The sequence below is a fragment of the Bacillus timonensis genome (genome assembly GCF_004799755.1).
Lineage (GTDB): Bacteria > Bacillota > Bacilli > Bacillales > Bacillaceae_L > Ferdinandcohnia > Ferdinandcohnia timonensis_A.
The window spans coordinates 1-25,988 of sequence record NZ_SLUB01000013.1 but is presented as its reverse complement, the minus strand read 5'-3'; the positions used below and the strand labels follow the sequence as shown (position 1 = coordinate 25,988).

The 25,988-nt window shown below is 39.0% G+C and carries 23 protein-coding genes; 13 read left to right on the top strand and 10 right to left on the bottom strand.

Annotated elements, in window-relative coordinates; translation table 11 throughout:
- Positions 1-6: 6 nt before the first annotated feature.
- Positions 7-657 carry a 5-bromo-4-chloroindolyl phosphate hydrolysis family protein gene (locus E1I69_RS09570; protein WP_136379388.1) on the bottom strand — a complete coding sequence of 217 codons (651 nt, stop codon included), beginning with the start codon at positions 655-657 and terminating at the stop codon, positions 7-9.
- A 684-nt stretch (positions 658-1,341) separates the two neighbouring features.
- Here E1I69_RS09570 and E1I69_RS09565 point away from each other — a divergent pair.
- From E1I69_RS09565 to E1I69_RS09550, 4 genes are read left to right on the top strand one after another with little or no spacing between them, the layout of a single operon-like run.
- Positions 1,342-1,728, top strand: coding sequence for a GntR family transcriptional regulator (locus tag E1I69_RS09565; protein ID WP_136379387.1), 387 nt, complete (start codon positions 1,342-1,344; stop codon positions 1,726-1,728).
- Complete coding sequence (locus E1I69_RS09560; protein WP_136379386.1) at positions 1,725-2,621, top strand: ABC transporter ATP-binding protein; 897 nt, start codon at positions 1,725-1,727, stop codon at positions 2,619-2,621. Before E1I69_RS09565 ends, E1I69_RS09560 begins: the two co-directional genes overlap by 4 nt.
- The gene (locus tag E1I69_RS09555; RefSeq protein WP_161974871.1) at positions 2,605-3,336 is read left to right on the top strand and encodes a hypothetical protein; all 732 of its coding nucleotides are present in this window, start codon (positions 2,605-2,607) and stop codon (positions 3,334-3,336) included. The genes E1I69_RS09560 and E1I69_RS09555 overlap by 17 nt, the downstream gene beginning before the upstream one ends.
- Positions 3,336-4,031 carry a hypothetical protein gene (locus E1I69_RS09550; protein ID WP_136379384.1) on the top strand — a complete coding sequence of 232 codons (696 nt, stop codon included), beginning with the start codon at positions 3,336-3,338 and terminating at the stop codon, positions 4,029-4,031. The genes E1I69_RS09555 and E1I69_RS09550 overlap by 1 nt, the downstream gene beginning before the upstream one ends.
- Positions 4,032-4,317: 286 nt before the next feature.
- Here the strand turns inward: E1I69_RS09550 and E1I69_RS09545 are convergent, their stop codons facing one another.
- A complete protein-coding gene (locus E1I69_RS09545) occupies positions 4,318-5,682 on the bottom strand; it encodes an MATE family efflux transporter (RefSeq protein WP_136379383.1) in 1,365 nt (454 codons plus the stop codon).
- Between the two features lie 204 nt (positions 5,683-5,886).
- Between E1I69_RS09545 and E1I69_RS09540 the strand changes: the two genes are divergently transcribed.
- From E1I69_RS09540 to E1I69_RS24705, 3 genes are all read left to right on the top strand, one after another.
- Positions 5,887-7,260 (top strand): alkaline phosphatase family protein, encoded by a 1,374-nt coding sequence (locus tag E1I69_RS09540; RefSeq protein WP_136379382.1) that lies wholly within the window; start codon positions 5,887-5,889, stop codon positions 7,258-7,260.
- A 109-nt stretch (positions 7,261-7,369) separates the two neighbouring features.
- Positions 7,370-8,623, top strand: a complete 1,254-nt coding sequence (locus E1I69_RS09535) for an MFS transporter (RefSeq protein ID WP_136379381.1) — start codon at positions 7,370-7,372, stop codon at positions 8,621-8,623.
- 42 nt (positions 8,624-8,665) lie between these two features.
- Complete coding sequence (locus E1I69_RS24705; protein WP_165439153.1) at positions 8,666-8,842, top strand: SE1832 family protein; 177 nt, start codon at positions 8,666-8,668, stop codon at positions 8,840-8,842.
- Positions 8,843-8,877: 35 nt separating this feature from the next.
- Here the strand turns inward: E1I69_RS24705 and E1I69_RS09530 are convergent, their stop codons facing one another.
- Positions 8,878-10,251 carry a TolB family protein gene (locus tag E1I69_RS09530; RefSeq protein ID WP_242634571.1) on the bottom strand — a complete coding sequence of 458 codons (1,374 nt, stop codon included), beginning with the start codon at positions 10,249-10,251 and terminating at the stop codon, positions 8,878-8,880.
- Positions 10,252-10,407: 156 nt separating this feature from the next.
- On the opposite strand from E1I69_RS09530, the gene E1I69_RS09525 reads away from it, so the two are divergent.
- On the top strand, positions 10,408-10,773 hold the full coding sequence (locus tag E1I69_RS09525; RefSeq protein ID WP_136379379.1) for a DoxX family protein: 366 nt from the start codon (positions 10,408-10,410) through the stop codon (positions 10,771-10,773).
- Positions 10,774-10,979: 206 nt separating this feature from the next.
- Positions 10,980-12,473 carry a peptide MFS transporter gene (locus E1I69_RS09520; protein WP_136379378.1) on the top strand — a complete coding sequence of 498 codons (1,494 nt, stop codon included), beginning with the start codon at positions 10,980-10,982 and terminating at the stop codon, positions 12,471-12,473.
- A gap of 522 nt (positions 12,474-12,995) precedes the next feature.
- Here the strand turns inward: E1I69_RS09520 and E1I69_RS09515 are convergent.
- Entirely contained in the window at positions 12,996-14,162 is a 1,167-nt protein-coding gene (locus tag E1I69_RS09515; protein ID WP_136379377.1) for a TraB/GumN family protein, read from the bottom strand.
- Between the two features lie 182 nt (positions 14,163-14,344).
- On the opposite strand from E1I69_RS09515, the gene E1I69_RS09510 reads away from it, so the two are divergent.
- Complete coding sequence (locus E1I69_RS09510; protein WP_136379376.1) at positions 14,345-15,163, top strand: DegV family protein; 819 nt, start codon at positions 14,345-14,347, stop codon at positions 15,161-15,163.
- Between the two features lie 43 nt (positions 15,164-15,206).
- On the opposite strand, the gene E1I69_RS09505 is transcribed toward E1I69_RS09510, so the two are convergent.
- Both E1I69_RS09505 and E1I69_RS09500 read right to left on the bottom strand, forming a co-directional pair.
- Positions 15,207-16,703: an alanine/glycine:cation symporter family protein gene (locus E1I69_RS09505; RefSeq protein WP_136379375.1), complete on the bottom strand. Its 1,497-nt coding sequence runs from the start codon at positions 16,701-16,703 to the stop codon at positions 15,207-15,209.
- Positions 16,704-16,872: 169 nt separating this feature from the next.
- The gene (locus tag E1I69_RS09500) at positions 16,873-18,861 is read right to left on the bottom strand and encodes an LTA synthase family protein (protein ID WP_136379374.1); all 1,989 of its coding nucleotides are present in this window, start codon (positions 18,859-18,861) and stop codon (positions 16,873-16,875) included.
- Positions 18,862-19,053: 192 nt separating this feature from the next.
- On the opposite strand from E1I69_RS09500, the gene E1I69_RS09495 reads away from it, so the two are divergent.
- A complete protein-coding gene (locus tag E1I69_RS09495) occupies positions 19,054-19,395 on the top strand; it encodes a cupin domain-containing protein (RefSeq protein WP_136379373.1) in 342 nt (113 codons plus the stop codon).
- A gap of 40 nt (positions 19,396-19,435) precedes the next feature.
- Here the strand turns inward: E1I69_RS09495 and E1I69_RS09490 are convergent, their stop codons facing one another.
- Complete coding sequence (locus tag E1I69_RS09490; protein WP_136379372.1) at positions 19,436-20,593, bottom strand: ABC transporter permease; 1,158 nt, start codon at positions 20,591-20,593, stop codon at positions 19,436-19,438.
- On the bottom strand, positions 20,583-21,335 hold the full coding sequence (locus E1I69_RS09485) for an ABC transporter ATP-binding protein (protein ID WP_136379371.1): 753 nt from the start codon (positions 21,333-21,335) through the stop codon (positions 20,583-20,585). The genes E1I69_RS09490 and E1I69_RS09485 overlap by 11 nt, the downstream gene beginning before the upstream one ends.
- A gap of 187 nt (positions 21,336-21,522) precedes the next feature.
- Here E1I69_RS09485 and E1I69_RS09480 point away from each other — a divergent pair, with 187 nt between their 5' ends.
- Both E1I69_RS09480 and E1I69_RS09475 read left to right on the top strand, forming a co-directional pair.
- A complete protein-coding gene (locus E1I69_RS09480) occupies positions 21,523-22,221 on the top strand; it encodes a LytR/AlgR family response regulator transcription factor (protein ID WP_136379370.1) in 699 nt (232 codons plus the stop codon).
- A 12-nt stretch (positions 22,222-22,233) separates the two neighbouring features.
- A complete protein-coding gene (locus tag E1I69_RS09475; RefSeq protein WP_136379369.1) occupies positions 22,234-22,980 on the top strand; it encodes a sensor histidine kinase in 747 nt (248 codons plus the stop codon).
- A gap of 36 nt (positions 22,981-23,016) precedes the next feature.
- Here the strand turns inward: E1I69_RS09475 and E1I69_RS09470 are convergent, their stop codons facing one another.
- Together E1I69_RS09470 and glsA are read right to left on the bottom strand one after the other, a co-directional pair.
- Positions 23,017-24,519, bottom strand: coding sequence for a DHA2 family efflux MFS transporter permease subunit (locus E1I69_RS09470; protein ID WP_136379368.1), 1,503 nt, complete (start codon positions 24,517-24,519; stop codon positions 23,017-23,019).
- A gap of 122 nt (positions 24,520-24,641) precedes the next feature.
- Complete coding sequence (gene glsA, locus E1I69_RS09465; RefSeq protein WP_136379367.1) at positions 24,642-25,571, bottom strand: glutaminase A; 930 nt, start codon at positions 25,569-25,571, stop codon at positions 24,642-24,644.
- Between the last annotated feature and the right edge of the window lie 417 nt (positions 25,572-25,988).

Genomic DNA, 25,988 nt, shown 5'->3' with positions numbered 1-25,988 from the left:
ACTCATTTACCTCCTGTTTTGATCAAGAAATGCAGAATCATTTGCTTGTTTATTCGAGTTCTTTGCCACATCAATTTCGAAATGTAAGTCGTCTATATCATTCGTGAGCATTTTGTGTAAATCCTTCTCAATCGTGTGTGTTAATTCTTCAAGTACCCTTCGTGTTTCGTGCAGTGACCGCTCAAGCTCGCTATTTTTCTTCGGTTGGGATGATAGAAACGCATACTTCTCTGTTAACTCCACAACTGAATCAAGATGTGAAAAATAGAATCGTTCTGCCAGGTAAAAGCGTCGCGGTTCACTCTTCGATAAGCGATAAATTTTCTTGGTGACACGATGCAGGTCGACTCTTTGTTTTAATGACGGGATGTGACGAACGGTAAAAAGGGATTTATTGAGTCTCGCAAGTTTTTTCTTTGCTTCTTTTAAATTTCTCTCAATATACTGATATTCCTTCCTCGTTAGGCGATGTTTTCGTAAAAAGGATTGTTTGATAATGGCTGACGTTCCAAAATAGGCAATACCGCCACCCACTAATGCAAATCCAGACGAAAGTAGGAATGTTTGATCAAATGCAAAAAAGCTTACTAACCAAACAGTAGCCGTTGTTGGCACTGAAATAAACGATTTAACAATAAAAGCGAGAAACGAATTCATACCATCGACTCCTAACATACTGTCTTATTATTATATACGAACCAACACGAACGTTGGTTTCAAAAACTTTAGAGGGAAAAAATGGTGTTGTTCATGTATGTGACGCCCTACGAAAAGGGGTGATGATGGACTTTGTTGGTTTCTTGGTTCTGGGTGTGGAGCTCTGGGTTTTGGGAGACATAAGCTGGATGAGGGACTCTCACACGGGATGATCGCTCCGTTCGGGTCTTAATCGACTTGATGAACAGGATTTCCATCGCACCATCGCGGACTTTTTCCTTTCATCCCCTCGATGAACGGGATTTCCTCGTTACCAACACTGCCTTTTCCTCTTCGTCCTCTCGATGAACGTGATTTCCACACCACCAGCAAGTCCTTTTCCCCTTCATCTCCTCAATGAACGGGATTTCCACACCATCAACTCAACCTTTTCCCCTTCATATTCTCTTTTTCCTCAAGTTAACTATACTATAAGATATTTATTCAAACTATGGACCTAGAAATTACAAGAATCTAAGACTTGAGGCGTATTTTCAACAAAAGTACTTTCCACAAATCTCTACCCTAATTATAGTCCATTTTCGAAAAATATAGTAAATTATCTGGAAATTCTTCATAGGATGTAGTATAGTACATTATATCACTAATGCACTAATGTACATATTCACCTAAGGAGGTGTTTATATGAAGTTTAAGCAGGATGGCGCAAAACCTATTTATGTCCAAATATCTGAATGGATTGAAACTGAGATTTTGAGTGGAGCGATACCTGAGGATCATAAGGTGTTTTCCCAGTATCAGCTTGCGGAGATGTTCAATATTAATCCTGCTACTGCTGCGAAGGGGCTCAATCTCCTTGCAGACGAAAATATCCTCTATAAAAAGCGCGGCCTTGGCATGTTTGTGACGCCGAATGCCACGCAATTTATTTTAGAGAAAAGGAAAAGTCAAACAATGAAAAATCTCGTTTACGAACTAGTGCTGGAAGCGGAACGTCTAGGGGTTAACGAAACAGAATTGATCAATCTAATTAAGGAAGAAAAGGAACGGCAAAGGGGGAATCAGAAGTGAATGCGATTGATGTGAACAACGTATCAAAACTGTATGGTGATATGAAAGCTTTAGATCACCTCACTTTTACAATCAAGCCAAATACAATAACAGGCGTCATTGGGAGAAATGGTGCAGGAAAAACAACTCTTTTAAAAATTATCGCTGGATTTTTCCCAGTTTCTTCTGGAGAGGTTGACGTGTTTTCTGAGAATCCGTTCAATAATTTAAAAGTATCTTCCAATCTTATTTTTGTGGATGACAATATGGTCTTTCCGCCTTGGTTAAATTTATCCGAGATTTTAAAAGCAAGTGCAGGCTTTTATCCGAATTGGGATGACCACTTGGCCAAACGTCTATTTGATTACTTTGATTTAAATCCAAAGCAGCTACATCATCATCTCTCGAAAGGAATGAAAAGTACCTTTAATATGATTATCGGTCTCTCAGCCCGCTGCCCAATTACAATCTTCGATGAACCAACAACCGGAATGGATGCGGCAATACGTAAGGACTTTTACAAGGCATTATTGAAAGATTACATTGCACACCCGAGAACCATCCTCTTTTCAAGCCATCTTCTAAATGAAATCGATAGTATTCTAGAAAATGTTCTCCTCATTCGGAATGGCAGTGTCGTGCTTCATGAGCCAATTGACGATTTAAAGGAGTTTGCGGTCGGGCTTCGCGGAAAAACGGACGTGATCGAACAAGTGACAAAAGGCATGGAAGTTATTTATGTTGAGGACTTCGGTCATGACTATACGTATTCCGTTGTAAAGGATATTTATCCAGAGGCAACTTGGCTGGAAGCGAAGAAACGTGGGATTGAACTTTCACCTGTTGCGACAGAAGATCTTTGTGTGTATCTCACGGCAAAGAATAAGGGGGGTATCAATGATGTCTTTAACTAATGCTAGTTTACTTGATGTTGTAAAAAAGCAATTATTTTTTAAGGTACGCGCGTATTACGGTGCGTTTACAAGCCTTGTAATTGTGCAGGCCATTGCGCTAATGTTTTCTTTTAATGGCGTTGGGCAGATGGGGCTTAGTGGAATATCCATTTCCACCTACTCCGGAAGCATGGTTTTTGTGTTTACAGCCTTCTGGGCTTTTATTACGGCAATCACACTAACGACAAAACCCTATCATTATATTGATTTTTCATTTGTGACAAACCGAATGAGTAGCCATCTCTCCACGTTCGGAATGCTAGTGGTCTATTCTTTCATTGCCAGTATCACCTCAACTTTTGTTGGGATTCTGTTAAGGGTGATTCTTTACTTCAAAGAAAGCAACAAGTTGATCATCACCCCTCATTTTTTTCTATCCTTTTCTGATTTGCTAGTTGGAATTTATATTGGTGCCTTATACCTGATTTTGTTTGCGGCACTTGGATATTTCGTCGGAATGTTTACACAAATAAACAAACTGTTCGGGTTTGTGATACCAGCCCTATTCATGGGATGGGCAATTTATGAAGGAAGAACGTATCACACATTTTCAGGGTTTATGTTTTTTGCAAACGAAACATCGATTCTGCTATTCACCATCAAGGTTGTCGTGACAGTTGCCCTATTGGTGTGGATTGTGATTGCGGCAACTAACCGATTGGAGGTTCGAAAATAATGACAGTAATCGGTACTGTACTTCCCTTTATCATCTTGTTGTTTATTTTAGCTTTTGTTTTTCTAACCATATTTTTCGGTAAAAAGTATACAGGTGCAAAGCTCACGAAACTATTACTCGGGACATATTTTATGATCTTGGCAGTCGCCGTCATTGTCTATTATTGCCTCCCAAAGTCAACCATTGATACAGCTGAAAGCCCTGATCTGTCATTCGAGCAAATTCATCAGGCGATTGAACAAGAGACATTTGAAAACGTGGAAGCGATAAAAGAAAAAGAAAGATGGAATATCCCGTTTGACCAAGCGAATCTTAATATTCAATATTTGGATAACATCAACATGTATACCATTTTTGACCGTAAAGAAAATGACGACCAAACGATCGAGATTATTTATTATGTAGCAAATACACAATTCAATGGGTACGATTTTTACGACGAAATCCCAACGCCAACCTTCTCAATCCAGGGTAATTCTTTGATTGCGAATCCTGCAATGGAGCATGAGGTAAAACTTCATAGCTTTCATAATGATTTTGTAATTTCCCAATTTAGAGGTGGGGGGATAACAGATGAGTTTGATAGAAGGTTTAATGGTGAAAAGCCCCTTAATTATGATTTTCTCATCATCCGTGTTCCGAAAAACCTTGAATTAACCGGAAGCGAGTTTGTGAACTTTCTTGGAGAACAATAAAAAAAGGAAGGGGCTCCCCTTCCTTTTTTATACATATTTTTGTTTGACTGGATCTTTTACTACATGTAAGTAGCTGTAAAGCAGGTTTTCATACACATTCATTCGATTCAGACATTGGCGCAAACACCTTCACATCCAAAAGTTAGTAATGAGGATCCAGGACATTTCTTAACCTGAGTGGTCTGGTTTTGTCTCTGAGAGCAGATCCCAAAGACATCTGAAGTGAAAGTTCGCCCAGTTTGTTTTTGAAAACTAAATCTTAGCATTCGGAAGCCCTTATCGAAGCTTATCCCACCATCTTCTCCTCGGAAAACCGTGTGCGTTGTATGTGATTGAGTCTTGCTGATAATCCAACACCTGCTGCGAGTAAACCGAATGACAGTCCGAGCCAGTAACCGGCTGCCCCTAAATCTGTGAAGTGCGCCAGCCCCCATCCAGCTGGTAAGCAGATGAGCCAATAGGCAATCAATGTCATCACGAACGCGATATTGACATCTTTATATCCTCTTAAAGCAGCCTGTGCCGTTGCTTGAATGGCATCTGACACCTGAAAAAATAAAGCGTAAATCAAGAATTGTGCGGTTAATGTGATAACCGCAGTTTCCGTTGAATATAGTCCTGCCACTTCAAAGCGGAAGAGAATCACAAATAATCCCGTGACGAGCGCAATCAACATGGAGAGTGCAATCCCGAGCCATGAGTAAATTTTTGCATCCTTATAGCGGCGCGCACCTACCTCATATCCCACTAAAACCGTCAATGCCATCGAAATGCTCACCGGAATCATATAGAGGAACGAAACGATGTTTAAGGCGGATTGATACGCCGCAACGGTTGTGACCGAAAACTTACTTATTAAAATGGTTACGACTGCAAACATACTTGTTTCGAAAAAGGTGGATAGACCCATAGGGATACCGATTTTTAAAATCTCCTTACTTTCTTTAAAAGTAAACCCTTTTAGCCCCACGAAGACTTTATAAGATGAAAACGGTTCTTTTGCGATCACGATGAAAGCCGTAATGACCACAACCACCCAATACGTTATCGAGGTTGCAAGTCCTGCTCCCCCACCGCCGAGCGCAGGAAAGCCCCATGCTCCAAAAATCAACACGTAATTTAATAGAAGATTAATAGGCACAGATACCAATAATACAAACATAACTACTCTCGTAATCCCTAACGCATAAATAAATGACCGTAGTACATTAAAAATAAACAGTGGAATGATTCCAAAGCTCAAGCCTACTAAATAGTCATGCGCCGTTTGGTGAACACTTTCGGGAAGGTTCATCATGTTTAACAATGGGTTTAAAAAGATGACTCCCGCTAAGATAACTACAGCCCCAATAATGAAGCTTAAATAAATTCCGCTCGATACAACAGTTGATACCTCATTGCTCTTCTTTTCACCAAACCTTTGGGCAGCAATGGGTGATACCGCAAGTAAAATGGCACTAAGCCCTGTAAAAATCGGATTCCATATCGAAGAACCGATGGCTACCCCTGCCAAGTCTGAAGAATTAAACCGCCCCGTCATGATCGTATTAAAAAAGACCATGGAAAACATACTGAGCTGAGTAATTAAAATCGGGATCAGCATCACAAAAATCAATTTTATTTTTTCTCTAATGGTGTGTGTTTCGTACATGATACGTTCTCCTTGCTTATATCCCTATTATTAAAATGGAAACTTCACTGAATAAAGTTAAATCAACATAACATTTATTATATTCCATCCACCATCGAAATGAATACTTTTTTACGTTGCGTTTACACTATTTTCATATTTTAATTGCCAATTTTCTGTTATATTAAAAGTAGATTATAAGACTTTTGGAGGATGAACATCCCTATGTCTCGACTTACTAATCATTTACTCGTCATTTCATTTGACTGTCTATCATCACTCGATTTTCCAATCATCGAAAAGCTTCCCAACTTTAAGAAGCTATTAGAACATGCTTCGTATTGCCGGAATGTTGAAACAATCTATCCTTCTGTGACTTACCCATGTCATGCGACGATTGTCACAGGTAAGTTTCCGAGGAATCATGGGATTGTGAACAATACATTTCTTCAACCTGGCAGGATTTCGCCGGATTGGTATTGGCATCGTCGTCATGTGAAAAGTACAACCTTATATGATGAAGCTAAAAAAGCCGGTATGACGACAGCAGCTCTTCTGTGGCCTGTTACGGCTAAAGCTAGTATTGATTACAATATGCCAGAGATTTTCGCAAATCGTCCTTGGCAAAACCAAATTTTTGTTTCCCTATTTAATGGAAGCCCGCTGTATCAGTTGGAAATGAATCGTAAATTTGGCCACTTACGAAATGGGCTAAATCAGCCTGAACTTGATGATTTCGTCCTGGAGTCGACCGTTGAAACGATTAAGACGAAACAGCCAAATTTAATGCTTGTCCATTTTGTCGATTTAGATTCACAGCGCCATTATCATGGGTTTTCCTCGGATGAAGCAATGGCTGCCCTTCTTCGCCATGACGAACGACTTGGTCGAATCATAAATGCACTTGAGGAAACTGGAATCTATGATAAAACGACGATCATCGCATTAGGTGACCATAGTGCGTTAGATGAATCCAAAGCGGTCAAACCGAATGTACTGTTAAAAAAAGCTGGACTTCTTACTGTGAACAATGAGGGGAAAGTGCTAGATTGGAAAGCCTACTGCAAAAGCTGCGACGGCTCCGCATATATTTATCTCAAAGATAAAAATGATACGAAAACGCAAGAACAAGTATGGACTCTTTTAACCGATTTAAGCGAACATGAAGAGAACGGAATTGAACGCATTCGAACTACGAGTGAGGCTAAAGAAAAAGGCGCCGATGATAATGCAACATTTATGATCGAAGCGCGCCTCGGCTACTATTTCAAGGAAAATCTTGAAGGTGAGTACATCGATGAAATCAAAGCTGAAGATGTCCGCGAAAAACGCTATACATATGCTAGTCACGGCTACTCACCGGAAAAAGAGAACTACACAACTGTGCTCATCGCATCTGGAAAGGGCATTCGACCAAACATCGAGATTCCAGCAATGCACCTAGTAGACGAAGGCCCAACCTTTGCCCGCCTACTAGGCCTCGACCTCGGAACAACCGACGGTCATGTTATTGAAGAGCTGTTGTGGGACCACGGGGACCACGGGGACGGTTCTTCCGGTTCCAGGAACCGCAGGGACGGTTCTTCTGGCTCCATCTAAATATCATTGAATAAGGGACCAATGGAATCGTCCCTCTGGTTCAACTAAATATCATTGAATAAGGGACCAGTGGAACCGTCCCTCTGGTCACTCTTAAGGGGGTTATGGGATGAAGGGGTTTACGAGAGAGGAATCGAGTTGGATGTATTATGATTGGGCCAATTCGGCGTATTCGATTATTATTACAACCGCTGTTTTTCCGATTTTTTACAAGGCTGCTGCAACGAATGCGGGTGTTGATGCTGCAGATTCAACGGCTTATCTTGGTTACACCATTGCCATTTTTACGTTTATTTTAGCGATGCTAGGTCCTATTTTAGGAACGATTGCAGATTACCAAGGCTACAAAAAGAAATTTTTCACGTTCTTCTTTGCTTTAGGGGTATCTGCTACAGCTTTATTGGCGTTTGTTCCAAGTGATAATTGGCTGCTTTTATTGATTGTTTATACGTTTGCCGCCTTAGGCTCAACAGGAGCGAATGTGTTCTATGATGCCTTTCTTGTTGATGTCACATCCGAGGAAAAAATGGACCGCGTCTCTGCACGCGGATATGGACTCGGTTATATCGGTAGTACAATTCCATTCCTGCTTGCAATCGCGATTATTTTACTTGCACAAAAAGAAATTCTACCGATCTCTGCAACAGTTGCCAGCAAGATTGCCTTTCTCATCACTGCCATCTGGTGGGGGCTTTTCTCAATCCCGCTTTTTAAAAATGTCCATCAGCGCTACTATATTGAGCGTGAACCAAACCCGGTCGCGAATAGCTTCAAACGACTTGAAACGACCTTTAAAGAAATCAAAAAATACCGTGCCGTGTTTTTGTTCTTAGTAGCCTACTTCTTTTATATCGACGGAGTTGGTACCGTTATTTCAATGTCAACAGCCTACGGAACAGATCTTGGTATTAATGCTACAAATCTATTAATTGTGTTATTTGTGACACAGGTTGTCGCTGCTCCATTTGCCATTCTTTACGGTAGATTGGCACAAAAATTCACGGGTAAAAAGATGCTTTATGTTGGAATTTTTGTTTACATCATTGTTTGCGTGTATGCGTATTTCTTAAAAACCACTTTGGATTTCTGGATCCTCGCGATGCTTGTCGCAACTTCACAGGGTGGAATCCAGGCATTAAGTCGCTCCTATTTTGCGAAGCTTGTACCCAAACAAAATGCGAATGAGTTCTTTGGTTTTTACAATATCTTTGGAAAGTTTGCAGCCATTATGGGCCCGCTATTAGTGGGCGTAACAGCCCAAATTACAGGCAAATCAAATACCGGTGTCTTTAGCTTAGTCATCTTATTCATCATCGGTTTTATCATTTTAACGCGCGTTCCTGAACCAAGCGAAGCAAAATGACGCATGTTATAATGTAAGAAAAACGTGGAAAGAGGCCAATTAATGGATAAAAAAGAAATAGAATACAAACTGGGCGAGCTAAAATTAGACTATGTCCGCCTTCAAAACGATTTAGAAAAATTAGATTCTGTAAACGGGAATATTTCACCGTTGGAGCGTCAAATTGCAGAACTTGAAGACGAAATCAGTTCTTTATCTAAACAACTGCGTGAAATGTAAAAAGAGTTGCAGCCAATCAGGTTGCAACTCTTTTTTTATAAAAACATAATCGTTCTTGCGATTGAACTCAGATGAACTTCTTCCGCCCATAAAATAATGTAATTATAGGTTGAACCGTCAATTTTTACAGGGACAGAATATCTAACGATGGCTGCTGCCTGGCGCTTCATTTCAGGGGGTTGATCTGCAGACGGAAAAATTAAGCAGGCCTCTTGACCGCTTATTCTTGTTCGGTAAATCCGAGGTGAGGAACCATATGGCATCAACTGGTGATAGGCCTCTCCCTTGCACACTTCATGAATATCATCCCCACCCCCGATGGCGGAAATCTGAAAGAATCCATCTGCCCCTTCATATCTCTCCGGATCTACCTGTTCCCAGTTCGATGGATACTGGAATCGCACTCTATACGTTCCATTTGAATAGACCGCTTGCTCAGGTCGAATATTCCCAGAAGACCAACTCAGATTTCCAATTACATTTTCTCTCGTGAGCATGACTGGGGACGGATTCTGTAAATCTATCATCCACATTTCGGTTGCCAAGCCTTGTTGAGAGCAGCCAGATAAATAAGCAATAAAACGGCTATCAGGGGACCATGTAACAGGTGTTGCATAGCATGTAGATTTCGTAAGCACTCGTTCGTTTCCACCGCGTTTTCCCACAATCCGTATTTCATTATAATAGCCAGTTCCTTCAGTGTAGGCTGTTGCACTAAAGGCAATTTGCTGTGAGTTCGGAGACCATGTTGGGTAGAAATTTTTTGCTTGCTTACCGCCTTTGATTTCGTAAACATCTCCCGACATTAAATCAACTGTACGAATCAGTGAAATACTCGCTCCCGGTGTCGTGTAAAGGGCAAATGTTCCGTCTGGAGATAGTGAAACATCATGTAACGGATCTTCTGTATTTCCTGTAATTTGCCTTCTACCAGAGCCATTTATATTAATACGGAATAGTTGCTGGATGCCTGAAGAATCGTCTCCTTGAAAAAGAAGCTCTCTTCCATTTGGAAACCACTGTACATTCGTTGCACTCGGAGCCGAAATACTTGCTGCTCGGTGTGAGATAACATCATAAAGTATAATCTGATTTCGCGTTGTGTAAGCTAGTGTCCGATGATTTGGTGACCAATCCAATGTTAGATCCTCATCGGGACCAATTTGATCGATGGCTGCAATTCGACCAGTTGAAAGGTAGATGACATATATGATCCGATTCTTCCCAACAAAAGCTATTTTACTATTATCACCTGACCAAAAAGGTTTTGAAAAAGAATCAGCTACTCCATTCGTAAGCTGTACCCGAGTTCCATTTTGAAGATTAAAAAGCCAAATGTCATATTGTCCACCTTGACTAGAAGTATAGGCAATAACCCCAATGGGTCGCGCCCTATTATAAAAAGACAAAATACATCATCCTCTCTAAAGATGTCTTTTGCCTATTTTATTCATTCAATCAATTTCGGTTCACTTACTACTTTTTATGTATTTATTTTTCTGAGACGTATTGTAAGAATAGTTTGTCCCTCCCGGCATAGTGTAATAGAAAAGGAGGGAAGAATCATGAATAAAACATTTTCCAGCTTAAAACTTATTCGTTATGCTGTTGGCTATGTATTTATGACAGCTGGTGCTATGAAACTTCTTAGCAATGAACTAAGCTCAACCTTTATGAATCTACCATTACCTGCACCAGAATTGGTCATGTATATTGTCGCTATCCTTGAAATTCTTTGTGGAACTCTTATTTTACTCAATAAGGAAGTTAAAAAAGCAACGATTCCATTACTTGTCATTATGATTGCAGCCATCCTGTTAGTAAAAGTTCCTATCCTACATACAGGCTTCCTACACTTTGCATTTGCGGTAAGATTAGATATTGTGATGCTGGCATTATTATACATTTTATATAATTCACACCATAAATGATTGAAAAATTACCCTTTTATAGAAACATCAAGCAGATTGCAAATGCAATCTGCTTATTTTATTAAAAAAACAATCTATAAAACCTTTTCAATCCACCAAAAATTTAAAACCTTATAAAATATGGTGTTAAATCGGAATTTTCTTATGTTTGACATAGTGAAATTTTTTAGATTATTATATTAACATACTATTTTGGAGGTTTTGTTATGTCAGGCTATAATAGACAGAAAATTGTGGATAGTGTTCCTCAAAAGGGATTCTTCGGACATCCTAAAGGACTATTCACACTTTTCTTCACAGAATTTTGGGAGCGATTCTCATATTATGGTATGAGAGCTATTCTATTATTCTACATGTACTACGAAGTAACTGAAGGTGGTCTTGGTCTTAACCAGCATACCGCGATGGCAATCATGTCTATTTATGGATCACTCGTATACATGTCAGGTATTATTGGTGGTTGGTTAGCAGACCGGATTTTCGGTACTTCAAAAGCCGTGTTCTACGGTGGGATTTTAATTATGTTAGGTCATATCGCACTTTCGATTCCTGGAACCATCACTTTATTCTTTATCTCAATGGTCCTTATTGTACTTGGTACAGGATTATTAAAACCGAATGTATCTAGTGTTGTCGGTGAGATTTATAGTGAAACAGATTCACGTCGTGATGCCGGATTTAGTATTTTCTATATGGGTATCAACCTTGGTGGCTTCCTTGCTCCATTAATCGTTGGTGAAGTTGGAATGAAGCATAATTTCCACTTAGGTTTCTCAATTGCCGCTGTTGGTATGTTCGTAGGTTTAGTTATGTTTGTTTTAACAAAGAAAAAGAATCTTGGACTTGCTGGTACAATTGTTCCTAACCCACTTGCACCAACTGAAAAGAAAGAAGTTTATACACAAATTGCTATAGGTGTAATTGTTGTTGCCATTTTAGTTGCAGTTGGAATCCCAACAGGTTTCCTTACATTTGATTCATTTATTGCACTTATTGGTATACTTGGTTTCTTAATTCCTACTCTTTATTTTGTTACAATGTACCGTAGTTCAAAAACAACAGATGTTGAGCGTTCAAGAATCTTAGCGTATATTCCTTTATTCTTAGCAGCTGTTATGTTCTGGTCTATTCAAGAGCAAGGGGCAACCATTCTTGCTAACTATGCTGATACACGTACACAATTAAATTTTGCAGGTATGGAAATTTCACCAGCTTGGTTCCAATCATTAAACCCATTATTTATTATTGTCCTTGCACCGGTTTTCGCATGGTTTTGGGTGAAGCTTGGAAATCGCCAACCTTCAGTTCCTAAGAAATTCTCATTAGGATTGCTGTTTGCTGGTCTTTCATTCCTTGTGATTCTTTTACCAGGTTATTTTGCAGGAGCGGATGCATTAGTCAATCCATTATGGCTAGTACTAAGTTATTTCATCGTTGTTCTTGGAGAACTATTAATTTCACCAGTCGGACTTTCCGCTACAACGAAATTAGCACCTGCTGCTTTTACTGCACAGATGATGAGCTTATGGATGCTTTCAAATGCTGCAGCGCAAGCTCTTAATGCACAGCTTGTTAAATTCTATACACCTGAAACAGAAATGGCTTATTTCGGAATCATTGGTGGGGCATCTATCGTTTTAGGTATTATCCTATTATTTGTTTCACCTAAGATTCAAAAGTTCATGAAGGGTGTTAACTAATACTGAAAAGACCTGTCCATTGCGATAAAGGGTTCCGATTTAGGGTGCTTTATTACTAAATGACATTAAAAATGACGTGTAAATTGGCACACGTCATTTTCTTTATTTGCAAAGGTTTTTATTTTCGACATACAATTGACACTCTTATCGGTTGTGGGAACAGGCTACGCACCCCGGCCGTTGATTAGACGGACAAATTCCGCCTAATCAGTAAAAAGCACTGAAATTAGCCAATATAGACGGAGAGATTCCGCTTATGGACTCTAAAAATACAAAAAAGAAGGCTTTTCCTTTGGATAACCGGAAATCCTCCTTTTATATTTGCCTATCCGAAGCCCATTCGGAAATTAAACGGAAAACCTCCGCTTATATATTTTCAGCAGTTCCTTATTAATGGCCCAAAACAACTTCCCAATTGCTGGAACAATTATGAATGCCGAATCTACTTGTCATTTCGGCACTAATTTTTTAAAAAGCACCTCAAAACAAACCCCTATCCTATGCGGACAGGGGTTTTTCGTATCATAAATTTTTGATAAACAATCTTACAACATCTGCGCCACCAATAAATAAGCCGAGAGTTGTACCGAGGTTACATAAAACAATAATCAGTAAGATGCGTGTTACTTTGTTGTGCCAGAAACCTTTTACACTGTAGACATCTGTTGAAAGTGTTTCAAAGTCCTTCACGCTTGGGCGGCGTAAAAAGGCTTGGACAAAGCCAGCTATCCATCCCGCTGCAATTAATGGATGCATCACCCCTATTGGTGCTGCAAAAAAGGCAGTTACAATTGTTAATGGATGTCCTAAAGCAATTGCAGCGCCAATTGCTGAAAATGAGCCAGTCCACAAAACTAAGCTTAAGGTTTGCTGTAGGCCTGCTTCTGGATTGGAAAAAAAGGTATAGACAATGATTGCCACAATTAAAATCGGAATCGCCCAACCTAGCATTTTTGGCACTTTCGATTTTGGAGGAAGCTGAGTTAACTTCTTCAAATCATGTTCCTTTTTGATTTCTTCCTTGATTCCCGGAACATGTGCAGCCCCAAGTACGGCTACTACTTTTTCTCCAGGGGCATGTTTAATTTTTTGTGCTAAATACTGATCCCGCTCATCGATGAGAGGCGTTTTTAACCTTGGAAAACTTGTTGAGAATTCAGTAAGCATGGAATTCAGCATATCTTGGGACTTCATTTTTTCAAGCTCTTCCTCAGATATCGTTTCGTTGCTAAATATACTGTAAATAATCGACATTAATAATTTCATCTTGCCGGTGAACCCAACAGCATTCCAAATCCTCGAAAACGTTACTTGAATGTTACGGTCCGCCAAAACGAGTTCGGCTCCAACTTCTTTTGCTGACTCTATCCCCTGCAGCATTTCTTGACCGGCATTGATTCCAAATTGACTTGCCATTCGTTTTTGAAAGGAGGAAATCGCTAGGTTCATGAGAAGCAATGTGGCTTTTTTCTCTTTAATGACTTTAAAGATATCCATTTCCTTCCACTTGTTACCTTCCATCATCGACTGATATCTCTGTTCATCCAGTTCAATACATACTGAATCTGGTTGTTCTGCTTCAATCACTTCTTTAACTTGTTCTGCACTATGCTTTGAAACATGTGCTGTACCAATTAATATGTATTCCTTACCATCTAATTCGATCCTCGTTATATTTTCTTCAGACATAGTAGACCTTCCTTATACATGCTCAAATTGTGTATATGTTCAATTTTAAACTAGATTAGCATAGATTTGAATTCTTTTATCAAATAAAACCGTTGTAAGTGTTGTAAAACGTATCTTTCATACGGAAATGATATACTTAAAATAACAGATAGTTAAAAATGTGAGGGATTTAGAATGATTAAATTGTAACAGATAGCTCTGCAGACCTCCCAATTGAGCTACTTCAAAAATATGATATTACGGTAGTTCCTATGAATGTGTCGATTGAAGGGAAGGATTATCAAGAAGGTGTGGATTTAACGCCACAGGAGTTCTTTAAGAAGATGTTTGTGGCAGCCGAACTTCCAAAAACTTCTCAACCATCCCCTGCTACTTTTGCAGCAGCATACTCCAAGTTCCCAGCTGATTCAGATATTCTATGTTTGACGATTTCTTCTGGATTAAGCGGAACCTACCAGTCTGCAACGATAGGAAAGGATCTTACCGAAAATAAAGTAACTGTTTTCGATACATTAGCAGGCTCTTTAGGACACGGCATGCAAATTTTAAGAGCTGCTGAACTTGCTGAACAAGGGCATTCGCTGGATGAAATTATCGCAAATCTCACTGAATACCGTGAAAACATGAACATTTACATTCTCCTTGATACACTTGAAAATATTGTAAAAGGTGGCCGGTTAAGCAAATTTCAAGGATCTCTTGCAAAGCTCCTCAATATAAAAGTGTTATTACAAAGAGGAAACGGTGGCACTGTCGAGATATCTGAAAAAATCCGCGGGAAGAAAAAATCACAAAAGAGATTGTTAGAGGTCATCAAGCAATCTAAATCGGATTTTTCAGAGACCGTTTTTGGCATCACTCATACAGGTAACATCGAAGAAGCGGAAGCACTTAAAAATGAAATCATTGCTCAATGTCATCCGAAAGATGTCATGCTTAATTATATGGGTGCCACGATGGGAACCTACGCGGGTAAGGGTGGAATGATTATATCTTATTAATAAAAAAGGGACCGTGACCTAAAGTCGACGATCCCTCCCCCTTTTATCCTGGGAATGACTTATCCTTATTAGCTAGTGAACCTGATGGATTGTCATCGTGTACATAATCATTCACCCAGTAATCTGCATTTTTAATTCCAAGCTTTTCCGGATCAAAGACTGGATCAACACCTGCCTTACGCTGTTTCTCGTAGTCCTTCAATGTTATCAATGCCGGTTTCGCTAAAATGAGGATGGCAATGACGTTCAGCCAAACCATTAAACCTAACCCAATATCACCGAATGCCCATGCTAGCTTTGCCTCATTCACTGTTCCGTAAGTCATTGATGCTAATAATACAATTTTAAGAATCAACATGGCCACCCGACTGTCCCTGCCTCTTATTAAATAGGCAATATTCGTTTCAGCCATATAGTAGTAAGCCATAATGGTTGTGAAGGCAAAGAAGAATAAAGCGATTGCTGTAAATCCTGCACCAAATCCAGGAAGTGCCGTTTCAACAGCTGCCTGAGTATACGCTGGTCCTGCCTCAACGGTTTCACCTAAATTGCTTACAATATAAGACTCGTCTGGTGCTTGCACATTGTACATACCCGTGAATAAAATCATGAAGGCAGTTGCTGAACATACTAATAATGTATCAATATATACAGCCGATGCCTGAACCAAACCTTGTTTAGCCGGATGCGATACTTCCGCCGCAGCTGCTGCGTGTGGACCTGTTCCTTGGCCAGCTTCATTTGAGTAAATACCACGTTTTACTCCCCACGAAATCGCCATCCCGATAATACCACCAAATGCTTGCTCTGCTCCAAAAGCACTCTTAAAAATTAAAGCAATGACAGCCGGAAACTGATCAATATTCATAATCATAATAACAATTGCCATTAAAATATAACCTAATGCCATAAATGGCACTACAAACTGCGCAACATTTGCAATCCTTTTGATACCCCCAAAAATAATTGCACCAATTAAGACGACCAGAATGGCTGCAGTTACCCATTTGTTAATCCCAAAAGCATTGTCAAGTCCAGCGGCAATCGAATTCGATTGGATTCCTGGCATTAGAAACGCCATCGCTAGAAGAGTCGCGATCGCAAATACAATTCCATACCACTTCCAACCAATTCCTTTTTCTATGTAATATGCTGGTCCTCCTCGATATTGACCATCTTGCTTTTCTTTGTAGATTTGAGCTAATGTTGATTCAATAAAGGACGTAGATGCTCCGATAAAAGCAATGGCCCACATCCAAAAAACAGCACCGGGACCACCAAACGCAATGGCAGTTGCAGTACCAGCAATGTTCCCTGTTCCTACGCGACCTGATAACGAAACAGCTAAGGCCTGGAACGAAGAAACCCCTGCATCTGAGCTTTTCCCTTTAAACATAAGGGTTGTCATATCCTTGATGTGCCTTACCTGTAAAAAGCGAGTTAAAATTGAAAATAAAAGTCCTACCCCAAGCATCCCATAAATCATGACCGGGCTCCAAAGGATCCCATTTACCCAATCTGTAAAAGCCTGCACATACATTCCCCCTTTTTTGTTTTGTAATATTCCGTATATTAAGAATTATAGTCCAACTTGGTAGACAACTCAATATTATTGTTATATAACACTTATCTATTCGGAGTTATCAAAAAAAAGGAAACAGGACCCCCTTTTAATTATTTGGTCCCACTTCCTATTTAATCGATATATTTTATTCATTCCCAAATACTGTTCGATAATAGTCTAGCTCTACTATTTTCGCAGAGTAATAGAACATTTCCTGCACACGTCGGAGTATGTTCTGGACATACCCCTCATTCACAGCTTCTCCTTCATTTGGAGTAAACGCATTGGTAATCGAGTTGTAGCTTCCTTTATCCGTAATAAAGCTTTGATTTTGAAAAACGACAAGCGGTTCGGCATCCGAGAAAATATCTCTTCCCATCAATAGCCTTGAGTCATATTCAAGCCCAAGCAAATTAGATAGAGTCGGGAGAATATCTAAACTAGAAACAGGTTTTTCAATGACGACTGGCTTCATTCCTTTTGTATACAGGATAAATGTACTTTTATAGAGTTCAAAATTTTCCTCAACCTTATGGTCTGCAAGTTCGTCGATCGTTTCCTTCTCAAGCCCATATGGATAGTGGTCAGCGCTTAAGGCAATCAATGTGTGCTCAGCAATCCCCTTCTTCTCAAGTTCAGCCATCAGTGTTTCCAGCGCTCTGTCTAACTCAATTTGTGTTGCCAGATAGGCCTTTGCCTGTTCAGAATACGGAAGCTCTTCCACAAGCTGTTTGTTTTTATTTGCGATAAAATTTCCCATAAATGAGTATTGCATATGGCCACTAACAGTCATGTAATACGTATGAAAAGGCTCGTTTTCTATATAATCTGGAATTGTCTTTTCCATCATCTCAAGGTCTGATTCTGGCCAGGTCTTTTTTATATCCAAACCATTTCCAAGACCATAATAGTCATAACCCATATTTGGATGTGAGATGTCCCGTCCATAATACGTATAGGTATGATTGTGATATGCGGTTGTTTTATATCCTTGTTTCTTCAATTGGTTTCCCATGACAAACGGTAAGAGATTGCTCCCCGAACGTTGAAAGCTCCAAACTCCACTTTTCGGTATTAAACTATTTAAAGCCACATATTCTCCATCTGACGTACTTACTCCCCAAATCGGATTATAAAAATTGGTAAATTGATAACCTTCATTGACGAGCTTATAAAGGGTCGGTGTTACCTCCTTATGAACAGCATAAGATGAAAAACCTTCAGCTGTAATCAGGATAAGGTTATATCCCTTGTATTTACCGGTGTATGCATTCTTCTTAGTGGGTTCAACTGAGGTAAAGTAACGATGCATGTTTCGGATTTCCTCATTTGCTTCGTTTGCAATTAATTCATCAAAGTCGATCACTAGTTTGTTATATTCTATGGGCTTTGGATCTATTTTTTCTGGCGTTTTTTTTACATTAGACTCCCTTTGTGGTAGTGGTTTATGACTGAAAACTGGTTTTGACGTATTAGTAGGTACCTCAATTTTAGGCGTCCACCCTACAAGCAGTCGTTGAAGATCAATGCGCATCTCTGTTAGGATGCCAAATCGTTCAACAGAAAGGTTTGGAAGATTGCTATTGTAATATAAATCATAGGCTGAATGTGATTCCTTTCCGCCTGCGTAAATTGTTGCCATTCCAGTAAATTGAAAGAGAATGATACAAAATAAAACAATGAGTCGATTTAACCAGCCAATTTTCATAAATGTTATCCACTTCTTTTTAAACAAGACCAAACCAATAAAGGGTAGAAAAAGGAAAATAAGGAAAATCACGTTTTCAACAATTACATTGAAAATATCTCGTTTAAATTCCATGATTTGACCTGTATTTCCAAGTGAGTAAATCATGTAATACGTTTTAAAAAACTTATAGTAAATAATCTGGGATGAATAAATCAATGAAGCTATACCTAAAAGTAAAAGTGCAATTATAAAGTTAAATGATCCATTAAAAAAACTGCAAATTAAAAAGAGGACTAAACAAATGGGAAGTAAAAAAACGACAGATCGAACATAATCAACAGTAAATAAAACTTCAGCTGTTATAATCCTAAAAATCGTTTCCATAAAGAGAAATGATCCAAAAAAGTAAAATAATAAAGACTCATTTTTCATTAATCGCTTCATTAAAACACCCTTTCGAACAAGTTAGACAATACTACTTTAGTCGTAATACTACCATTATACTGAAGTTTCTTTTAACTTAGATGTGGATTATTCATTTTCCATCAAAAAAATGATATAAATCACAGTCATGCTTTTAATCCTACTCTATAATGGGTATAGATAGACGGAGAATATGATTAGGGAGCGATTCAAATGAAAAAGGAAATGCTCGACAATTTTATTGAATATAATGAGGAAAGACTTACAAAACGGATCATTTTTAAAGAAGGCGGGAGTACTGTCTTTGTATTAAACTTTATGCCAAAACAAATACTACCTGCTCATAAACATCCGGGTTCAAATGTATATCTACATGTTCTTACTGGCGAAGGGACCTTTACAATTGATGAGCAAGAAGTAAAAGTAAAAAAGAACGATGTCATCGTCATTAATGGTGAAGAGAGCCTAAGTTTTCTAAATGACGGATCTGAAAATGTGAGTCTATATGTCACACTTACAAAGATTCCAGATGAGCGTTTTGCTCAAGATGTTTGATAAGAAAACGGCCAACCTGAATCGGTTGGCCGTTTTTTCGTTAGTTCATCACCCATTTATCTTTCATAAACATGATTCTACCAATTACAAAGAAAATGATCATACATGCAATGTTGCTACCGAAGGCAAGTAGAATATGTTCATAGTCAATAATTCCGAACATCAATTCTTTTAATAATGTAAACAAATTCATAATTGGTACAGCGAAATGATAAGATGTAAGTTCATTCACTCCAATCCCTACTATAATCATGGCAGGGAACATCGCAATCATCATGACAGGACTGCTATAGCTTCCCGCTTCTTTAATGGTCTTCGCAGCAATACTTGTAATCATAATTAATGAGGCGGTGAATGCTGCATAAATAATTGAAAGTAAAATCGCGATTCCGATGATTAAATAAGCATCATCTCCAAATGATACAGCATTTTTTAGATTTTCAGTAAACAAACTAATCTCCAATGCAACTACACCCAATGTAATAATAGCTATCACTGACCCAATTGTGGCAATCGTTAGCCATTTTGCAAGCAGCAAGGTAGATCTTTTAACCGGCGTCATTAAGAGAGCTTCCATTGTTTTCTTCTCTTTTTCCCCTGCAAATAAGTCTGATGCAGAAGGTCCAGAGCCAACCCCAATTGCAACTGATAAGATCAAGGGAATTAAAAATGCAAGCATTTCAATATTTGGATCCTCATTTGTAAGCTCGATTTGTTCAACTGCAAATGGCTGCATAACAGACGGGTTTACTCCGTCTTCCTGAAGATTCTCAGCTACAACTGTTTTTTCAAAAACCGCCAAAGCATTCATAATAATCACATTTAATTGAGTAGACTTTGTACTGAAGGAATCCCCAATTAGAGTTACTGTTGCTTCCTCCCCATTTTGTGTAGCCTCAATGAAATTTGGCGTTAATTTCAAGCCGGCTTGTGCATCCCCGTCTTGAATGGATTGTTCCAGATTGGAAGATTGAATGACATCAACATTCTCTACTCCTGAAAGTATCCTTTCTGCTTCAATCATGGAAGTTTCTTCAACTGCAAGCTGGAATGTATCCCCTTCGCCATCTGAAATCATATTTTCATAGAAAAATGTCATTCCGGACATCATGATTATTGGTAATAAGACAGTAAGTATTAATGTTCGACGATCGCGAAAGCAATCTTTTAATTCCTTCACATATATTTTACGAAGCATATGTTTCGTTCCCCCTCACAAGTTTACTCATGAATATATAGTTTAAATCCTGGCTTCCCTCTGATTGGTAAAGCTCCTCTATGTGACCGTGGTAGACAAGTTCTCCCTTATGCATCATTGCCACTGAATCACAAAGCATGGAAACCTCCTCCATGATGTGGCTAGAAAAGATGATTGTTTTTCCATCACGTTTGAGTTGGTGAACAAGCTGTCTGAACACATTGGATGAAGTAATATCTAAACCTGTCGTTGGTTCATCAAATAGAATAATTTCTGGATTATGAATGAGTGTTCTCGCAATCGCTACCTTTTGCCTCATCCCTTTAGAAAACCCGCCAACCTTTCGATTCAAGTAATCTCTCATTCCAAACATTCGCGCTAGTTCATCAATCCTTACTTTTGTTTCATGCTTGCTTAACCCATACAGGACTGCAAAATACTCTAGATTTTCGCGAGCTGTTAAGCGATCATACAATCCGGTTTCACCGCCAAATAAAACACCGATTCTCTTTTTCACTTCTTCGGGATTTTTTTGTGTATCGTACCCAGCCACCTTTACATAACCGTCTGTCGGAGTTAAAAGAGTGGCAATTGTTCGAAGGAGAGTTGTTTTTCCTGCTCCATTTTCTCCTAGCAGGCCAACCACTTGCCCTTTTTCAACAGTAAATTTCACATGTTTTAACGCAGTAATTGAAGTCTTTTTATCTTTGAATTTTTTTGTCACTTCATTTATTTCAATCATTTTTTCCACCTCGTCTTGTTCTTATGTCTATATCATAGCCATACCAATCTGCAAAATCTCTAGTTATGTCGCGAATGTTCCCTTTTTTGTCGTGAATAGGTCAAATTTCCCTATAAAGATGTTAAAATAATAAGATACTATATTTGGAAATTACTATTTGGATGTTTTTTGTGAGGTCGATAGCGATATGAAGGTTGGTCTTGTAGATGACCGTTTGATTGATTTGGATAAGTTAAAAGCCATTGTGAGTGGCATTCCCGAAGTCGAGATTGTCTTCTCTACCTTGTCTGCCGAGGAAGCCTATGAACAAATAAAAAAAGAAGAAATTGATTTGTTGATCGCTGACATCGAGATGCCAAATTTATCTGGATATGAGCTTGCTGATATTATTCACTCGCATGCGCTCAATATTTCCGTGATTTTTGTAACCGGAAATAGCGGCTATGCCGTCCACGCTTTTGAGCTGAATGTTCACGATTATATTATGAAGCCCTACCCGAAGGAACGATTAGTGAAATCCATTGAGCGATTACTTGAGAAAACAAAATCTGCTGAAATTCATGGAAGACTTTATTTAAAGCAAAAAAATGAAATCCATATTCTGCAGAAAAAGGACATCATTTTTATCGAGCGTTCTGGCCGGTCGACGACGATTTATACAAAAACAGGACCGATTAAAACATACCAAACTCTTAATGATCTGGAGGGAGAATTGCGGGAACGTGATTTTATTCGGTCACACAGGTCGTTTATCATCAATATCCATTATGTAAAAAACTTTTCGCTCTATGCCAAAAACTCGTATATTGTCACATTCGAGGGCATCGAAGAACAAGCAATGATTACAAAAGAAAAAGTTGACTTTTTACAACAAAATTATTTTTAAGGTGGCGTAACAATGTATTGGGGCATCACATTAGTCTTAGGGATTCTATGCCTTTATTTATTTTTATCGCGATATGCTCTTTCAAAAAAAGTGAACACTCTGTTGGAAGAAGCTAAACATTTCGATGAGCAACGTGCTCAATTTAATGAAACGTTTCGTGTTGTTCGAAGTGAACGCCATGATTTTTTAAAGCATGTATCTGCGATTCATTTTATGCTGGAAACGAACAAGAACGTGGAAGCCAAACAATATTTGGATGAATTGGTGGAAGGCTACAAGGAGACAAACCTCTCTATCAAAGGGGAGCGTGGCGTCGTGGCAGGTATTCTCCATCAAATGTACCGTAAAGCAAGTGCACTACATATTGAGGTCGTATATGATTTTGATGTACCTCTTTCTACTTTACCGTTGTCTGATCAGCAAATCGTCACGCTAATCGGCAATCTCTTATCAAATAGCATCGATGCGTGTGAGGAATGGCAAAACAAATATAATAAACAAGCCTTTTTAACGCTGCAATTTTATAAGAGAAGTGGTTTGTTTATTTTACAATGTAAAAATAGTTCTCTTCCGATTCCCACACACGTCCTTGATCAGCTGTTCGTGAGCTATGGTAAAACAACGAAAGGTGATGGTCACAAGGGGCTTGGTACTAAACTCATTCAAGATGTCGTCCATGAAGCTAATGGATTTTTAGACTTTGTTCATAAAGACGAGGAATTTAACATCAAAATTAAAATACCTGCTTTAAGACAGTAAAAAGGAGAAACCCATGTTGGTGGATTTCTCCTTTTTTTAACTCTTGGCTAATGTAGGTTTGATGCCAGGGTTTGTTTTATTTTTTCCGGTAATATCCTCTTCCTGTTTTGCACGTTTGATAAAGAATGCAAGAATGAGAGCAAGGAAAATAAGGAAAGTTGACACGAAAAATGTGAAATTAATACCATCAAGCATACCTTGTAATTGAATTTGACCCATTTGTGCCTCGGTAGGCTGTCCCTGAATATTCTTCAACAAATTCGCGATAGATGATTCCTCTTTAAGTGACATAAGCGTAATTAAAAAGCCTGTTCCGATCGCTGCAGAAACTTGGTTCAACGTATTGTTCACCGCCGTACCATGTGGATACAGATTACGTGGCAGTTGATTCAATCCATTTGTTGAAACTGGCATGAATACCATGGACATCCCAAACATTCTCACCGCATGTAAAATCACGAGATGGGTATAGGTTGTTTCAAATGTTAACTGACTAAAAAAATAGGTAGTCACAGTTGTGATTGCTAATCCTACCGTAGCTAATATACGTCCACCAAACTTATCAAATAAGCGCCCATTAATTGGTGACATAATCGCATTTAAAATTGCCCCAGGCAACAACATGAGACCTGTATCCATTGGCGAAATACGTAAAATCGTTTGAGCATATATCGGTAAAAGTAAAAAGCCTGAAAACATCGCCATATTGACAACCATTGTAATTGCTGAAGCTAAAGCAAACATCGGATAACGATAGACCCCAAAGTTCAGCATTGGAATGTCGAGCTTCGATTGACGGATAATAAACCAAGTTAAAGAAAGAATTCCGATTATAATGGTTCCGTAGACATACGGACTCCCCCAACCCATATTTCCAGCGGAACTGAATCCATATAATAAGCCTCCAAAACCAATACTTGATAACACTAAGGAGAAAAAGTCGAGTCGTAATGAGACTTTTTCCTTTTTATCCTTCAGCATGATAAATCCAAGGATAAACACGACAGCTGCAATTGGAGTGATAAAATGGAAGAGCATTCTCCAGTCATAATGTTCAATAATCCAACCTGATAAAGTTGGCCCGATTGCAGGTGCAAACATCAGGATTAATCCAAATACCCCCATCGCAGTTCCCCTTTTTTCAACTGGGAAACTTACCAACATCACGTTCATCAATAGTGGCATCATAATCGCAGATCCAGACGCTTGAATCATACGCCCGGCAAGCAGGATGGAGAAAACATGAGCCGTACCTGACAGAATTGTACCAATTGTAAACAATCCCATCGCAACTAAAAATAAACGGCGAACTGTAAATTTTTCGATTAAAAATGCTGTTGTCGGAATCAGGATTCCGTTAACTAGCATGAAGCCCGTTGTTAACCATTGAACGGTTGATGGATCAACCTTTAATTCCGTCATAATCGAGGGCAAAGCAACATTTAGTAACGTATTATTTAAAAATGAAATAAAAGCTCCAACCATCAAGACGGTAAGAATACCGTAATTAGGGCGGATGTGTTTGTCGGAAAAATCCATTACCCTTCCCCCTTTTTTATACGCTTTGTTCAATTTTTATACCATTGTTTTATGTAGGCATAAGCTATAATATATCATGCGGTGTAAGTTTGCAATGAAATTGTATCCATTATGTTTTCGTTTCAGAACATACTTAGGTTATACGTTTTTGACAAGAGCTCTAGAAGTCTTATTCCTGCAATACTATTACCTTTATCATCTAATGCTGGACCAAAGATACCGATTCCAAATTTTCCAGGCACAGCTCCCATAATCCCGCCAGAAACGCCACTCTTTGCAGGTATGCCAATTTTTATCGCGAACTCCCCCGAGGCGTTATACATGCCACAGGTCACCATAAAAGTTTTACAAATGCGCGCTATGTTCATGGGCATGATTTGTTTTCCTAATTGTGGGTCAACCCCGTCCAATGCAAAAACAAGTCCAATTCTAGATAAATCAAGACAATTCATTTCAATTGCACATTGCTTTGTATAGAGGTCAATTAACTGCTCAACATCCCCTTCAATGATATGATGTTGCTTCAAGAAATAACATAAAGCTCGATTGAGATGAGCTGTTTCGAATTCTGAGCGAGCAATTTCTTCATTATATTCAATCGTATCATTACCCGACAAATTTCGTATAAATGCTAGTAGTCGTTGAAATCGCTCTTCCACTGAATCCCCTTTTATCATATTGGTTACAGCAAGCGCCCCCGCATTGATCATTGGATTCAGTGGCTTTGATGGAGCCATCGTTTCTAGCTTTGCAATTGAGTTAAACGGATCCCCTGTGGGCTCCATTCCAACTCGTGCAAAGACATACTCCTTGCTTCTGTCCATTAAAACAAGAGCAAGTGTTATGACTTTCGAGATGCTTTGTAAGGAGATTTTTCGTTCAATGTCCCCGGCAGAGAAACAGCGACCGTCCGGATAGTTAATTGCAATCGACAGGTCATTGGGATTTGCTTTTCCGAGTGCAGGTATATAGTCTGCCACTCGGCCTTGTTTTGCGATTGGGCGCGCTTCTTTGACCAATTCTTTTAATTCATCACTTGATTGACAAGGCATTTTCATCACCAGTTGTAGTATTTACTAAATGGAAATTTACTATGTTATATCTTGGGTAATTTTTTGGTTGAATGTGCTAAAGGAGGTAGTTTTGGGCTTCCTCTTTAATACTGATAATATTCCTCCCAAAAACAGTTTTGTGCACCACTAACTACCTAGTATTTTGAATTGGATGTCCATCCAGACTGCTTGGAACACCACCAACTCACTAATATCTGGAAACCAACGTCTCTCCAGAATACTTGGAGTACCAACAACTGACTAATATCTGGAAATCGACGTCCCTCCAGAATACTTGGAGTACCACCAACTCACTAATATCTGGAAACCAACGTCTCTCCAGACTGCTTGGAGCACCACCAACTCACTAATATCTGGAAATTGACGTCCCTCCAGACCTGTCTCTTATACACATCT